This is a genomic window from Flagellimonas taeanensis, assembly GCF_003584105.1.
Taxonomy (GTDB): domain Bacteria; phylum Bacteroidota; class Bacteroidia; order Flavobacteriales; family Flavobacteriaceae; genus Flagellimonas; species Flagellimonas taeanensis.
This window is the reverse complement of record NZ_QXFO01000024.1, coordinates 256,472-269,744: the sequence shown is the minus strand read 5'-3', so window position 1 is coordinate 269,744 and position 13,273 is coordinate 256,472. Positions and strand designations below refer to the sequence as shown.

The 13,273-nt window shown below is 45.2% G+C and carries 12 protein-coding genes; 8 read left to right on the top strand and 4 right to left on the bottom strand.

All coding sequences use genetic code 11. From position 1 onward, the window contains the following. Positions 1 to 233 precede the first annotated feature (233 nt). From D2V93_RS13290 to D2V93_RS13255, 8 genes are all read left to right on the top strand, one after another. Positions 234 to 1,631 carry an anthranilate synthase component I family protein gene (locus D2V93_RS13290; RefSeq protein WP_119617993.1) on the top strand — a complete coding sequence of 466 codons (1,398 nt, stop codon included), beginning with the start codon at positions 234 to 236 and terminating at the stop codon, positions 1,629 to 1,631. A 2-nt stretch (positions 1,632 to 1,633) separates the two neighbouring features. Beyond that, a complete protein-coding gene (locus tag D2V93_RS13285; protein ID WP_119617992.1) occupies positions 1,634 to 2,200 on the top strand; it encodes an anthranilate synthase component II in 567 nt (188 codons plus the stop codon). A gap of 134 nt (positions 2,201 to 2,334) precedes the next feature. Beyond that, positions 2,335 to 3,330 carry an anthranilate phosphoribosyltransferase gene (trpD, locus tag D2V93_RS13280; protein ID WP_119617991.1) on the top strand — a complete coding sequence of 332 codons (996 nt, stop codon included), beginning with the start codon at positions 2,335 to 2,337 and terminating at the stop codon, positions 3,328 to 3,330. Positions 3,331 to 3,531: 201 nt separating this feature from the next. Then, positions 3,532 to 4,317 (top strand): indole-3-glycerol phosphate synthase TrpC, encoded by a 786-nt coding sequence (trpC, locus tag D2V93_RS13275; RefSeq protein WP_119617990.1) that lies wholly within the window; start codon positions 3,532 to 3,534, stop codon positions 4,315 to 4,317. A 151-nt stretch (positions 4,318 to 4,468) separates the two neighbouring features. Further along, positions 4,469 to 5,161: a phosphoribosylanthranilate isomerase gene (locus tag D2V93_RS13270; RefSeq protein WP_119617989.1), complete on the top strand. Its 693-nt coding sequence runs from the start codon at positions 4,469 to 4,471 to the stop codon at positions 5,159 to 5,161. Between the two features lie 2 nt (positions 5,162 to 5,163). Next, positions 5,164 to 6,345, top strand: coding sequence for a tryptophan synthase subunit beta (trpB, locus tag D2V93_RS13265; RefSeq protein ID WP_119617988.1), 1,182 nt, complete (start codon positions 5,164 to 5,166; stop codon positions 6,343 to 6,345). An 81-nt stretch (positions 6,346 to 6,426) separates the two neighbouring features. Then, on the top strand, positions 6,427 to 7,188 hold the full coding sequence (trpA, locus tag D2V93_RS13260; RefSeq protein ID WP_119617987.1) for a tryptophan synthase subunit alpha: 762 nt from the start codon (positions 6,427 to 6,429) through the stop codon (positions 7,186 to 7,188). A gap of 34 nt (positions 7,189 to 7,222) precedes the next feature. Continuing rightward, positions 7,223 to 8,719, top strand: coding sequence for a M20/M25/M40 family metallo-hydrolase (locus D2V93_RS13255; RefSeq protein ID WP_119617986.1), 1,497 nt, complete (start codon positions 7,223 to 7,225; stop codon positions 8,717 to 8,719). 68 nt (positions 8,720 to 8,787) lie between these two features. On the opposite strand, the gene D2V93_RS18680 is transcribed toward D2V93_RS13255, so the two are convergent. From D2V93_RS18680 to yaaA, 4 genes are all read right to left on the bottom strand, one after another. After that, positions 8,788 to 8,958, bottom strand: a complete 171-nt coding sequence (locus D2V93_RS18680) for a hypothetical protein (RefSeq protein WP_177190117.1) — start codon at positions 8,956 to 8,958, stop codon at positions 8,788 to 8,790. A gap of 94 nt (positions 8,959 to 9,052) precedes the next feature. Further along, positions 9,053 to 9,763: a uracil-DNA glycosylase family protein gene (locus tag D2V93_RS13250; protein WP_090336667.1), complete on the bottom strand. Its 711-nt coding sequence runs from the start codon at positions 9,761 to 9,763 to the stop codon at positions 9,053 to 9,055. Positions 9,764 to 9,774: 11 nt separating this feature from the next. After that, on the bottom strand, positions 9,775 to 12,321 hold the full coding sequence (locus D2V93_RS13245) for a phosphoenolpyruvate carboxylase (protein WP_119617985.1): 2,547 nt from the start codon (positions 12,319 to 12,321) through the stop codon (positions 9,775 to 9,777). A 174-nt stretch (positions 12,322 to 12,495) separates the two neighbouring features. Continuing rightward, entirely contained in the window at positions 12,496 to 13,257 is a 762-nt protein-coding gene (yaaA, locus tag D2V93_RS13240; protein ID WP_119617984.1) for a peroxide stress protein YaaA, read from the bottom strand. Positions 13,258 to 13,273: the final 16 nt, after the last annotated feature.

The following is a 13,273-nucleotide window of genomic DNA, read 5'->3' as shown; positions in this document are numbered from 1 at the left end:
CCATGTTTAGTGTGTGAAAATCCCGTTCAGGAAATTCTTGGGCGGGATTTTTGATTTTACACAAAACAATGTTTGCCCGTTAAAAATTCCTCCCTATATTTGAGGCAATGAATACTAGAACAGCAAATAATTGGTGGTGGAACAACTTACTTCAAACGTCGTGAGCTAAGTCCCCATTATAACCATACAAGAGGCTTGTCATCACGACAAGCCTTTTTCTTTTTTAGGACAAAATGAAATATACTTTAGAAACACATTACAAAAAAATCTTGGCGGACACCATCACCCCGGTGAGTGTCTACCTTAAGGTAAGGGACAAGTTCCCGAACAGCATTTTGCTGGAAAGTAGCGATTATCATGCCAATGACAACAGTTTCTCGTACATCTGCTGCAATCCCATTGCCTATATCAAAGTGGAGAACGAGACCATTACCCAACAATTTCCCGATGGTAAAAAAGTAGAGACCCCCATTGGTTCTGAAACGGATGTGACCGAAGTCATCCACAACTTTGCCAAACAGTTTTCGGTGACCCAAAACGGTTTCAAGTTCATCAACAATGGCCTGTTTGGCTATATGGCCTATGATGCGGTACGGTATTTTGAAGACATCGAGATTTCAAAAAAAGACGATTCCGTAAGCATACCCGATATCTATTATGCAGTGTACAAGAACATCATTGCCATCAACCATTTTAAGAACGAAGCCTATCTTTTTGCCCATTGCTATGATTCAGAAAGTAATGTGGATGAAATTGAGCAGCTTTTCAACATACGCACCTTTTCCTCTTACAATTTTAACAAGGATGGGGAGCCCAAATCCAATCTAAAGGATGAAGAGTATATGGACCATGTGGAACTCGCCAAAAAACATTGCCAACGTGGGGATGTATTTCAATTGGTTTTATCAAGGAGGTTCACGCAAAAATTCAAGGGGGATGAATTCAATGTATACCGTGCCCTACGTTCCATCAACCCCTCCCCTTACCTCTTCTATTTTGATTATGGCAACTTTAAAATATTTGGTAGCTCGCCCGAGGCACAATTGATCGTGAAGAATGGCAAAGCCGAGATCCATCCCATTGCCGGCACCTACAAACGTACCGGGAATGATGAAAAGGATGCCGAGCTCGCCAAACAATTGGCCCAAGACGATAAGGAGAACAGCGAACATGTGATGCTGGTAGATCTGGCCCGAAACGACCTCAGCCGAAATGGAAATACCGTCAATGTGGAAACCTATCGTGAAGTGCAATACTTCTCGCACGTCATCCATTTGGTATCCAAGGTCACCGGGCAAAAAAAGAAGGACATCAGCACCATGAAAGTGGTGGCCGATACTTTCCCGGCAGGAACTTTGAGCGGCGCACCCAAGCACATGGCCATGCAACTCATTGAAAAATATGAAAAAACCAGTAGATCCTATTATGGTGGGGCCATCGGGTTCATGGATTTTGAAGGCAACTTTAACCACGCCATCATGATCCGTACCTTTTTGAGTAAAAACCATGAACTGCACTATCAGGCAGGAGCCGGGTTGGTTGCCGCATCTAACGCCGAAGACGAGCTACAAGAAACCTATAACAAACTGGGCGCTTTGAACAAAGCCCTTGAAATTGCCGAAACAATCTAACCATGGGAAGGAAGATTTTAATGATAGACAATTACGATAGCTTCACCTACAATTTGGTGCACTATCTGGAGGATTTGGATTGCGAGGTCACCGTAAAACGGAACGATCAGCTTACGTTGGATGAAGTGGAACCGTTCCAATACATTGTGTTGTCCCCCGGCCCAGGTATTCCAGATGAGGCAGGTCTTTTGAAGGACATCATCAGAACCTATGCCCCTACCAAAAGAATTTTTGGCGTCTGCCTAGGACTGCAGGCCATCGGTGAAGTGTTTGGTGGCACCTTGATAAACCTGGACAAAGTATATCACGGTGTTTCAACTACCATCACGGTGACGAAAGACGACCCCATTTTCAAGGGAATGCCAAAAAACCTTCAGGTGGGAAGATACCATTCCTGGGTGGTAGATCCCAACGTTCCCGAAGTACTGGAAATCACCTCGGTGGATGAAAACGGGCAGATCATGTCGCTTCGACATAAGGAATATGATGTGACCGCAGTACAGTTTCACCCTGAATCTGTTTTGACCCCAGAAGGAAAACAAATGCTTAAAAATTGGTTGAATAGCTAGTAATATGTGATTCCTGCAGTACCCTGAGCGTAGCCGAAGGGAAAGCAGGAATCCAAATAAACCTAATTGAATAAAAGACTCCACATCATGCTTCGACTCCGGTCAGCATCCATGTGGAATGACAAAATACTGAAATGAAAGAGACTTTAAACAAACTGATCAATCACGAAATATTGCCCAAGGAAGAGGCCAAACAGGTATTGGTAAACATTGCCAAAGGGGATTACAATACCTCCCAGATTGCTGCATTCCTTACCGTGTATATGATGCGGAGCATCACCATTGAAGAGTTGGAAGGATTCCGCGACGCCCTTTTGGACCTTTGCTTGGCTGTGAACCTATCGGATTACGACCCCATCGATCTCTGCGGAACCGGGGGTGATGGCAAAGATACCTTCAACATTTCCACTTTGGCCTCTTTTGTAACGGCCGGAGCAGGAATTCCCGTCACCAAACACGGCAACTACGGAGTTTCTTCCAAATGTGGAAGTAGCAATGTCATGGAATTTTTGGGCATCAAATTTAGTAATGATGCCGATTTCCTGAAAAAGTCCATCGAGGAAGCAGGTATTTGTGTGCTGCACGCACCCCTCTTCCACCCTGCCATGAAGAACGTAGGCCCTATAAGAAAGGAACTGGCGGTAAAGACCTTTTTTAATATGTTGGGGCCCATGGTGAACCCCGCTTTTCCAAAAAACCAGATGGTAGGTGTTTTCAATCTGGAATTGGCACGGATGTATGGCTACCTTTATCAAAATACCGATAAAAAATTCACAGTACTCCATGCCTTGGATGGTTATGATGAAATTTCCTTGACGGGAGACACGAAGACCATCTCCAATAATTCAGAGGCCATGTTGACCCCAGCGGATTTTGGGGTAGAAAAAGTAACCCAAGAAGAGATTACAGGTGGAGAGGACATTTCCGAATCTGCCCAAATCTTTATGAACGTACTACAAGGAAGAGGCACCGAGGCCCAGAACAATGTGGTCTGTGCCAATGCAGGCATTGCCATTGCCACCGTGAAGGGGATTACGCCAAAAGAAGGATTTGAAAAGGCCAAAGAATCACTATTGGGCGGAAAAGGATTGGAGGCGTTGAAAAAGTTGCAAAAATTGAGTGAAAATTAGTGCCATCTCGAGCGCAGTCGAGAGAATTTAATAGATTCTTCACTTCGTTCAGAATGACTAAAATATGATGCTGAAGTTTCCTGAGCAGAGTTGAAGGAAGACAATAATCCAAAAAGAGATTCTTCACTTCGTTCAGAATGACAAAGTAAAAAAAGACGTCATGCTGAACTCGTTTCAGCATCTCATTATCATAAAAAATAAATGAACATATTAGATAAAATAGTTGCCGACAAACGCAAAGAGGTCGATTTGAAAAAATCCTTGATCACCCTTCCCCAATTGGAAGCTTCGGTGATGATGGAACGTACTTCAGTTTCCTTGGCTGCCTCCCTGCGGAAAAGTAATACGGGCATTATTGCCGAGCACAAAAGGCGTTCCCCATCCAAATCGGTCATAAACCAAAACCTGAACGTGCAGGATGTGGCCAAGGGCTATGCCGACGCTGGCGTTTGTGGCATTTCTGTATTAACGGATGGAAAATATTTCGGTGGTTCGTTGGATGATTTGGTTCTGGCGCGGGCATCCGTGAACATTCCACTTTTGCGGAAAGAATTCATCATAGATGAGTACCAGATTGTGGAAGCCAGGGCTTATGGAGCCGATGTGATTTTGTTGATTGCGGCCATTTTATCTCGAGAGGAGATTAAAACGTTTTCTGAAACCGCCAAAAGTATGGGATTGGATGTTTTGTTGGAAGTCCACAACGAAGAGGAACTCCATAAATCCATCATGCCCAGTCTGGATATGTTGGGCGTGAACAACAGAAACCTGAAAACCTTCGAGGTAAGTTTGGATACCAGTAAAACCCTATCGGAACAGATTCCAGATGACTTTGTAAAAGTGTCCGAAAGTGGTATCAGTTCCATTGAAGCCATTCAGGGGTTAAGAGAATTTGGGTACAAAGGCTTTTTGATCGGCGAGAATTTCATGAAAACAGATAATCCTGGCGTCGGTGCCAAAGCATTTATTAATGAATTAAATAAATGATGTCATTTCGAAATGAGCGAAGCGATTGAGAAATCTAAATGAAGATTTCTCACATTCGTTCGAAATGACCAGCAAGGAAAAATAATGTTATTTCGAAATGTAAGATTGAGCGCAGTCGAAATCTAAGTGAGAAATAACCAAGAAGAATAAAATGAAACTAAAAGTTTGTGGCATGAACCAAAACCCCATAGAGGTGGCACAACTGCACCCCGACTACCTGGGTTTCATTTTCTGGGAGCCTTCCTCACGGTATTTTGGGGGAGACATGCCCACGTTCCCGAAATCCATTAAAAAAGTAGGGGTGTTCGTGGATGCTTCCGTGGAAGAGGTTATGGTAAAAGTTGCACATCATCATTTAGATGCGGTTCAACTTCATGGCAAGGAAAGTGTTGAATATTGCAGCAATCTTCGTCATGCTGAACTCGTTTCAGCATCTCAAAAGGATGGGACCCCGAAACAAGTTCGGGGTGACGGGTTGGAAATCATCAAAGTCTTTTCCATTAAGGATGATTTTGATTTTTCAATATTGAAGAATTACGAATCCGTTTGCGATTATTTTCTTTTCGACACCAAGGGAAGACTGCCCGGTGGCAACGGATACACTTTTGATTGGTCCGTTTTGGAACGCTATCCCTCCACCAAACCTTTTTTTTTAAGTGGGGGAATCGGATTGGATTCTGTGGATAAATTGAAAGCATTTTTGAACAGTCCGGCTTCACAATATTGCTTCGCCATAGATGTGAACAGCAAATTAGAAATCGAGCCCGGACTAAAAGACATACCGTCATTGAAAACATTCATCAATGAACTCACTGACGACTTACAACTTAAAACTGACAACTGATTATGAGCTATCACGCTGATGAAAGAGGCTATTACGGGGAATTTGGAGGGGCATTCATCCCTGAAATGTTGTATCCCAATTGTGAGGAACTACGGCAAAACTATCTCCAGATTATGGCCGAACCTTCCTTTCAGGAAGAATTCCATCAATTGCTGAAGGATTATGTGGGCCGGCCAACGCCCTTATATTTTGCGGAACGCCTATCCAGAAAGTATAACACCAAGATTTACCTGAAACGGGAAGATCTTTGCCATACCGGTGCGCACAAAGTCAACAATACCATCGGACAGATCTTAATGGCAAAAAGGTTGGGCAAACACCGTATCATTGCCGAGACCGGTGCAGGTCAGCATGGGGTGGCCACAGCAACCGTTTGTGCCCTCATGGGTATTGAGTGCGTGGTGTATATGGGTGAAATAGACATTGCCCGTCAGGCCCCCAATGTGGCCCGAATGAAAATGTTGGGCGCTGAGGTACGGCCTGCCACTTCGGGCAGTAAAACACTTAAGGATGCCACCAACGAGGCCATCCGTGATTGGATCAATAACCCTGTAGATACCCATTACATTATCGGTTCGGTCGTGGGGCCACACCCGTATCCTGATATGGTGGCCCGATTTCAATCGGTCATTTCTGAAGAGGTAAAATCCCAATTGTTGGAAAAAGAGGGCCGTGAAAACCCGGATTTTGTGGTGGCTTGTGTAGGGGGTGGCAGTAATGCCGCCGGAGCTTTCTATCATTTTCTGGATACTCCCGAAGTGGGCATCATTGCCGTGGAAGCGGCAGGAAAAGGCATCCATTCCGGGGAAAGTGCCGCTACTTCTGCCTTGGGCAAAGTAGGCATCATCCACGGGAGCAAAACGCTGTTGATGCAGACCCCGGACGGACAGATCACGGAACCCTACTCCATTTCCGCGGGATTGGATTACCCCGGTGTAGGACCCTTGCATGCCCATTTATACACTTCGGGTCGCGGGGAATTCATTTCCATTACGGATGATGAAGCCATGAAAGCCGGATTGGATCTGTGTAAATTGGAGGGTATCATTCCAGCTATTGAGTCCTCACACGCCTTGGCCATTTTTAAAGATCGGAAGTTTAAGGAAAATGATGTGGTGGTGGTGAACCTTTCAGGCCGTGGGGATAAGGATTTACAGAATTATATCGATTATTTTAATTTATAACTGTCCCCTTGAGGGGACTTCAGGGGTGTTTTCACATCCCCCGTACCCCCTTCAAAGGGGGATTAGACACAACATATCATGATGAATAGAATCAAACAAAAACTACAGGAGGACAAAAAAATCCTATCCATATATTTTACCGCAGGTTACCCTGCTTTGAACGATACGGTAAAAATCATCCAAGATCTGGAAAAGAGCGGTGTTGATCTAATCGAGATCGGATTGCCCTTCAGTGATCCCTTGGCCGATGGTCCTACCATCCAAGCAAGTTCTACCGCAGCACTTAAAAATGGGATGACCACAACTTTGCTCTTTGAGCAATTAAAGGATATCCGTAAATCGGTTTCCATTCCGCTGATTTTGATGGGCTATTTCAATCCTGTGTTGCAATATGGTGTTGAGACCTTTTGCCAAAAGTGTGAGGAAATAGGCATCGATGGGCTCATTCTTCCTGATTTGCCCCTTGACGTGTATCAAGAAGAATATGAAACCATTTTCAAAAGACACGGTTTGATCAATGTATTTTTGATTACCCCACAGACCAGTGATACTCGTATCAAAGCAATCGATGATGCTTCTGAAGGCTTCATTTACATGGTGAGTTCCGCTAGCACTACCGGGGCCAAGGAAGGTTTCGGTACGGAGCAAGCTTCTTATTTTGAACGCATTGCAGGAATGAATTTAAAAAATCCGCAAATTGTCGGGTTCGGGATCAGTAATGCACAGACCTTCCAACAGGCCACCGCCAAGACAAAGGGAGCTATCATTGGTTCGGCCTTCATCAAACATTTAACACAAAATGGGGTGGACGGAATCAGTGATTTTGTGGGTCAAATTCGTTAAATTTCAACTTTTATAATGAACCCTATTTTGTCCCATGAGAAAAATCATTTCGTTCCTTTCCCTTATACTTTCATTTTCCCTTTTTGCCCAAGATGATGTTGCCGTAAAATCCCAAGTGGCCGATGCCATCAACGAGCTTCAGGAGTTCATTGCCATCCCCAACGATGCCTTGAACCCTGATGATATTGACAGGAATATCATGTGGTTGAAACGAAAGTTCGGGGAGCGCGGATTCAACACTGCTGTTTTGGATACGGATGGACTTCCATTGTTCTTTGCTGCCACCCCGGTGGACAATGAAAAACCCACGGTCTTGATCTACATGCACTTGGATGGGCAGTCGGTGGACCCTAGCAAATGGGACCAACCCGACCCTTATAAAATGGTGCTGAAAATGCCTGAAGGCGATAGCTTCACCACAGTCCCTTTTGATGAACTGGGGGAGGATATCAATTACGATTGGCGCTTGTTCGGTCGCTCCACTTCGGATGATAAATCACCCATTGTGACCTTGTTGAACACTTTCGACCTATTAAAAAATGATGGAAAGGATATCCCGTTCAATGTAAAGGTCATCTTGGACAGTGAGGAGGAGAAGAGCAGTAAACCCTTGCCCAAAGCCGTAAAACAGTACCGCGAACTGTTGGAGGCCGACTTTCTGATGATCGTGGACGGTCCCGTGCATGCCACTGGCGTACCGACCATCGTATATGGCTGCAGGGGCATCACTACACTTTCCCTGACCACCTATGGTCCCATTAAACCGCAACACAGTGGCCATTATGGAAACTACGCCCCTAACCCTGGCTTCCAATTGGCCCAATTGTTGGCCAGCATGAAGGATGCCGATGGCAAAGTGACCATTCCCGGGTACTATGATGGGATTACCCTTGACGAGGCCACCAAGGAAATCTTGAAAAGTGTTCCTGACAGCGATGAAGAGATTGCTGAAAAACTACAGTTCCGATCAGCGGAAAAAGTAGGCGGTTTTTACCAGGAAGCATTGCAGTATCCCTCTTTGAACATCCGTGGGCTGGGTTCCGGATGGATCGGGGAAAAGGCCAGGACCATTGTTCCCGAGAGTGCCACCGCCGAACTGGACCTTCGTCTGGTAGTTGAAACCGACGGAAACCGCTTGAAAAAATTGGTGAAGGACCATATTGCCCAACAAGGCTTCAAAGTGTTGGACCACGAACCCTCCAAAGAAGAACGCATGCAGTATGACAAAATAGTCACCGTCAAAGAAGGGAGCGTCACCGATGCGTTCCGCACAGAACTGGACAACCCTTATGGTCTATTCTTGACAGAGACCTTAAAAAACACCTTCGGTTCCAATGTGGTACAGATACGCACCATGGGCGGAACAGTCCCTATTGCCCCTTTTATCAATGAACTGAAGATTCCCGCCTTTATCGTCCCGATGGTCAACCCCGACAACAACCAACACAGTCCGAACGAAAATGTAAAGATTGGCCAGTTGGCCTATGGCATCAAGATGTTCTATGGTATTCTATCGACTCCAAAAAGCTAAAAATGGTAACTTGAAAAAACAAAAAGGCCCATATATATGGGCCTTTTTTATTTGAATCTGTCCAAACACTAGTTTTTCTTTTGCTGACCAGGAGCATATGCCTTTGCACTCTTTGCCCCGGTTATTTTTTTGGCCTGTCCTGGAGGAATACCATTCTTGTTGGCATGGATGTGCGCAGAACATGAAGCCATAAGCATAACAACGAAAATGATTCCGATCAATTTATGGATTGATTTCATTTTTTTGAATTTTAGGTTTTGTGATTTAAGTATATACGTAGAAAGGGATTTAAAATTGTCTTAACCAAATCGTAAAAGTTCTAAAAAATCGGGTTTATTGGTCATTTTCAAAAAAAGCACGGTACTGCATCACTCTGAAATCCAACGTATTGAATTCAGGATTTATAGCCTTGAGGTCTTTGTAGGCCTGTAAACTTCCCACTGCACGATTGGCAGTACCCGAAGGAGCGGTCAGGGATACGGTTTTTATGGTTCTCGACTGCGCTCGAACCGACATTGGACTTAAATCCGTTGGCAATTCAAATTGATGGACCCGCGGCACTTCATCATTCACCACATCCAATTTCAGGTCATGTTCCTTCAGTTGTCTTCGAAAGAAATATTCCGGGCCGTTCTTGCTGTTGCCTCCCATAAAGAGAATCGTATGGATGTTCGCATATTTCTTGAGGTATCCGACCAAATCCCGAAGTTCCACATTTTGCATCCCAAGATCGGAGGCATCAATTTTGGTCCGTTCGGCACTTGCAACAATATCACAGACCCCAATTTTGTGCTTACGGAGGAATGTTTCCCGCTGCGAAATGGCCTCAAACGTGGTCTCATACTTTAACCCTAGTTCAAAGATTCGATCCAAAATGGGCCAAAGCATCCCATTGCAGCTCCCATAACAGAAATCGACATCTTCTTTTTTGAGATCACCCGTAGTGAAGCGGGGCGGCGGCAAGGTTCCCACAATCAATTTGGTGACCTCTGGGAATAAAAAAGGTTCGTAGGGGTGTGTATGTTTGAATGGTTTATCCACCAGCCTTTTTTGCCCTACGCCGAGTTCCTACTAGCGTTGATGTTCCCGTAGAGAGAACGTGTCACTATCTTTTCGTACAGTTCCTTGAATTCCGAATCCTGTGTAATGTGATACAGGGCATTCTGCTGGATCACCAAAAGGGGCAGCACTATTTTTTCCCTGATCTTTACCGATTCCCTTGATACCTCCTCATCTTCCATCAAGATCTTGAGCCCGGAAATCTGGAGGAGCATTTTCTTGGAAAGTTGGAACTCTTGATGGAGTATGTGCCAAAACTCCCCAAATTCGGGATCGTCCTTCATGTAACTGGTCAGGTTAAAGTTGGTCTTGGCCAAGGACATCATACTGTTGTGCATCAATGCCCTGAAAAAGGGGACTTCCTTGTACAACTTCTTGACCTCGTTGAGCCTTCCTTCGTTCTTGAGTTGCTGAATGGCCGTTCCAAGACCGAAATATCCGGGCACGTTCTGTTTCAACTGGCTCCAGGATCCCACAAAGGAGATGGCCCTAAGGTCCGACAGGGTCAGTTTTGCCTTGTTGCCCCTCTTGCCCGGCCTACTGCCAATGTTCGCTTTGGTGTAATATTTCAAGGTACTGCGGTGCTCCAAATATGGAATGAACTTTTCATGCTGCTTCAGTGCATCGTATTTATCAAAACTCAAATCCGAGAGTTCCTCGATCAGTTTACGCTGCGCAGCGGTTATGACAAGCTCCTTTCCAAAAATATTGTTGCTGAGCCCTGCGGTGAGCAACTGTTCAGAGTTGTGCTTGAATTGTTCCTTGGTGCCATAGGTACTGGTTATGGTCTGCCCTTGGATGGTCAATTGGATCTCATGGTTGGCCACATCTTTGGTCTGAGCGGCATAGAACCTGTGGGTCTTGCCCCCTCCCCTTGCTGGTGGTCCTCCCCTTCCGTCAAAGAAAATGGCCTTGATCCCGTTCTTCTTACAGACCTTGCTCAGTGTTTCCTTGGTCTTCAATATGGACCAGTTGGCCTTCAAATAGCCCCCATCCTTGGTACCATCGGAAAATCCGAGCATGATGGTATGCATTTCGTTTCGTTTCTCCAGATGCTTTCGATACTGCGGAATGTCAAAAAGGGTCTGCATGACTTCTTCGGACACTTCCATCCCTTTCATGGTCTCAAAAAGGGGAACAATGTCAAAGGTGATGTCCTTCTCGTCCCAACCGCACCATCTGAACAATCCGAAGACGAACAATACGGCAAAAATATCCTCAGAATTGCTGATGATGTACCGATTGCATCCATCTTCCCCGTTCGTTTTCTGTATTTCCTTCAGCTGTTGGATATTGGCAATGGTATCTTTCACGATTTCATCATCAAAATCAGCGGCATCCAACTTTAGGTTTTTTTGGAGCAACCACTTCACTAGGTCCTTTTCCTTCAGTTCTTCCAAATTTTCTTTGATGGCTCCTTCCTTTTTTAACACCGTTTCCACCACCAATTTATGTTTGCTATGGTCCTGACGGATATCCAAAGTGGCAAAATGGGTCTTGAAGATATGTACCTTGTCCGTGAAACTATCCAAAAGGTCCAGGTACAATCCGTGGTAATCCGCTATCAGTTTTTCCCTGATGTCCTCCAGATGCCCAATGATCTCCGCATAGGTTATGGGAACCGTGGGATCGAACATTGCCTTGTAGAGTTTGTCGCTCAGTTTAGTGAGGTCGTCCTGCATGCCCTTGAAAGTGAGTTTTTTTCGGAGTTCCTTCAATTCGTTATAATAACATTTCATCAAGGTGAGCCTTAGTTCATCGGCCACTTTTCGGGTAATGTCCGCCGTAACATAAGGGTTCCCGTCACGGTCCCCACCTGGCCAAAAGCCCAGTTTGATGATGTTGTAGTTCTCAAAGTCCTCGTCCTTGATATTACTTTTCACATATTGGTACAGCTCACCAACGGCATTGTAATAGGTATTTCGGAGGATGTAGATGATGTTCTTGGCCTCGTCCAAAGGGGTCGGCTTTTTGGCATTGATCAACGAGGTGAGCCCCAACTGCTGAAGGGTCACATCGATGTCATAGATCCTGTCCTCGTCTATGAGCGAACGCAGCTCGGCGATAATGTCCAAAACAGCGGGGGTATAGAACTGTGTGGGGTGTGCCGTCAAAACGATCCGTGCACTGAAGGTGGACAGTTTTTTGGAAACCTTGTCCCAATTCTTGGTGCGGTTCACCAATTCAAAGTAATCCTTAATGGTGAGCGAGTTGCTGTATTTTTGGAGCTGGGGAAAGGCAGAATCTTCCACACTATCATAGAGCACCACCTGACGTTCCACGTATTGGATGATGCGGAACATAAAATCCAGGCGTTCCCTTTCGTCCTTGATATTGGCGAAGTTGGTGAAAAAGACCTCCAAAATCTCTTTGGGGTCCTTGCCTTCCCTGAGTCCCCTTTCGCACTGATCGAGCAAAACGGGAATGAGGATCCCCACATTTTCAATATTCTTATACGGCAAGCTCAAGAAAAGGCTGTTGTATATATTGAACTTGTTGGTGACCGACTTTTTGAACTCTTCTAACCGTCTGGACTGCTGCATGGATTTTTCGGTGTTAGTGTTTGTATGTTGAACGATGTCCCCAAAGATCGTGATTATAGCATAATCTTTGGGTCAAATTTGAATGTATCACAATTTAGGGCATGTGTCCCATAAACGTAACAGCACACCCCATTTTTCCAAAACATAGGAAATCTGGCAGTTTTTCCCAAAAAATTACCGCACAAAAACCGGCTCGTTGGGTTTTTGGGTATGCTCCTGGCTGAACGTATAGTCATCACGATCAAAACCTTTGATGTCCTCCAAGGTCTTGGCATCGGTGTCCAGGATATAGCGCACCATGGACCCCCTGGCTTTCTTGGCGAAGAAACTGATGACCTTTAGCTTGTCGTCCTTCCAATCCTTAAAAATGGGTGTGATCACGGGCACCTTCAGTTTTTTCTCATCGACTGCCCCAAAATATTCGTTGCTCGCCAGATTGATGAATAGTTCGCCATCCTCCAACTCGGCGTTCAGGTGGTCGGTGAGCTGTTTTTTCCAAAACTCGTGCAGGTTTTTTTTGCGGCCCACCTTCAATTGAGTCCCCATTTCCAATCGATAGGGCTGGATCAGGTCCAAAGGCTTCAAAACTCCATAAAGACCGGACAAAATCCGGAGTGTGTCCTGTAATTGGTCCAATTTTTTCTCCGGAATGGTATAGGCATCAAGGCCTTGGTACACATCGCCATTGAAGGCATATACGGCCGGTCTGGCATTTTCTGGGGTGAAAGGGGGCTCGAACTGTTGGTTGCGCTCCCAGTTCAGTTGGGCCAGATTATCGGAAATGGACATCAACTGGGAGAGTGCCTTTGGTTTTTTATTTTTCAGGACCCCGTTCAACTTTTGGGCTTCCTCCAAAAACTGTGGCTGGCTATATTTCGATGTGGGCAATGCCGTTTCAAAATCGAGCGACTTGGCCGGGGATACAACAATTTTCATGTGTTCTAATTTTACT

What these genes read in the sequence shown, in the direction of transcription:
- D2V93_RS13290 (WP_119617993.1), top strand. Translation starts at nt 234, where the DNA reads ATGAAATATACTTTAGAAACACATTACAAAAAAATCTTGGCGGACACC.
- D2V93_RS13285 (WP_119617992.1), top strand. Translation starts at nt 1,634, where the DNA reads ATGGGAAGGAAGATTTTAATGATAGACAATTACGATAGCTTCACCTAC.
- trpD (WP_119617991.1), top strand. Translation starts at nt 2,335, where the DNA reads ATGAAAGAGACTTTAAACAAACTGATCAATCACGAAATATTGCCCAAG.
- trpC (WP_119617990.1), top strand. Translation starts at nt 3,532, where the DNA reads ATGAACATATTAGATAAAATAGTTGCCGACAAACGCAAAGAGGTCGAT.
- D2V93_RS13270 (WP_119617989.1), top strand. Translation starts at nt 4,469, where the DNA reads ATGAAACTAAAAGTTTGTGGCATGAACCAAAACCCCATAGAGGTGGCA.
- trpB (WP_119617988.1), top strand. Translation starts at nt 5,164, where the DNA reads ATGAGCTATCACGCTGATGAAAGAGGCTATTACGGGGAATTTGGAGGG.
- trpA (WP_119617987.1), top strand. Translation starts at nt 6,427, where the DNA reads ATGAATAGAATCAAACAAAAACTACAGGAGGACAAAAAAATCCTATCC.
- D2V93_RS13255 (WP_119617986.1), top strand. Translation starts at nt 7,223, where the DNA reads ATGAGAAAAATCATTTCGTTCCTTTCCCTTATACTTTCATTTTCCCTT.
- D2V93_RS18680 (WP_177190117.1), bottom strand. Translation starts at nt 8,958, where the DNA reads ATGAAATCAATCCATAAATTGATCGGAATCATTTTCGTTGTTATGCTT.
- D2V93_RS13245 (WP_119617985.1), bottom strand. Translation starts at nt 12,321, where the DNA reads ATGCAGCAGTCCAGACGGTTAGAAGAGTTCAAAAAGTCGGTCACCAAC.
- yaaA (WP_119617984.1), bottom strand. Translation starts at nt 13,257, where the DNA reads ATGAAAATTGTTGTATCCCCGGCCAAGTCGCTCGATTTTGAAACGGCA.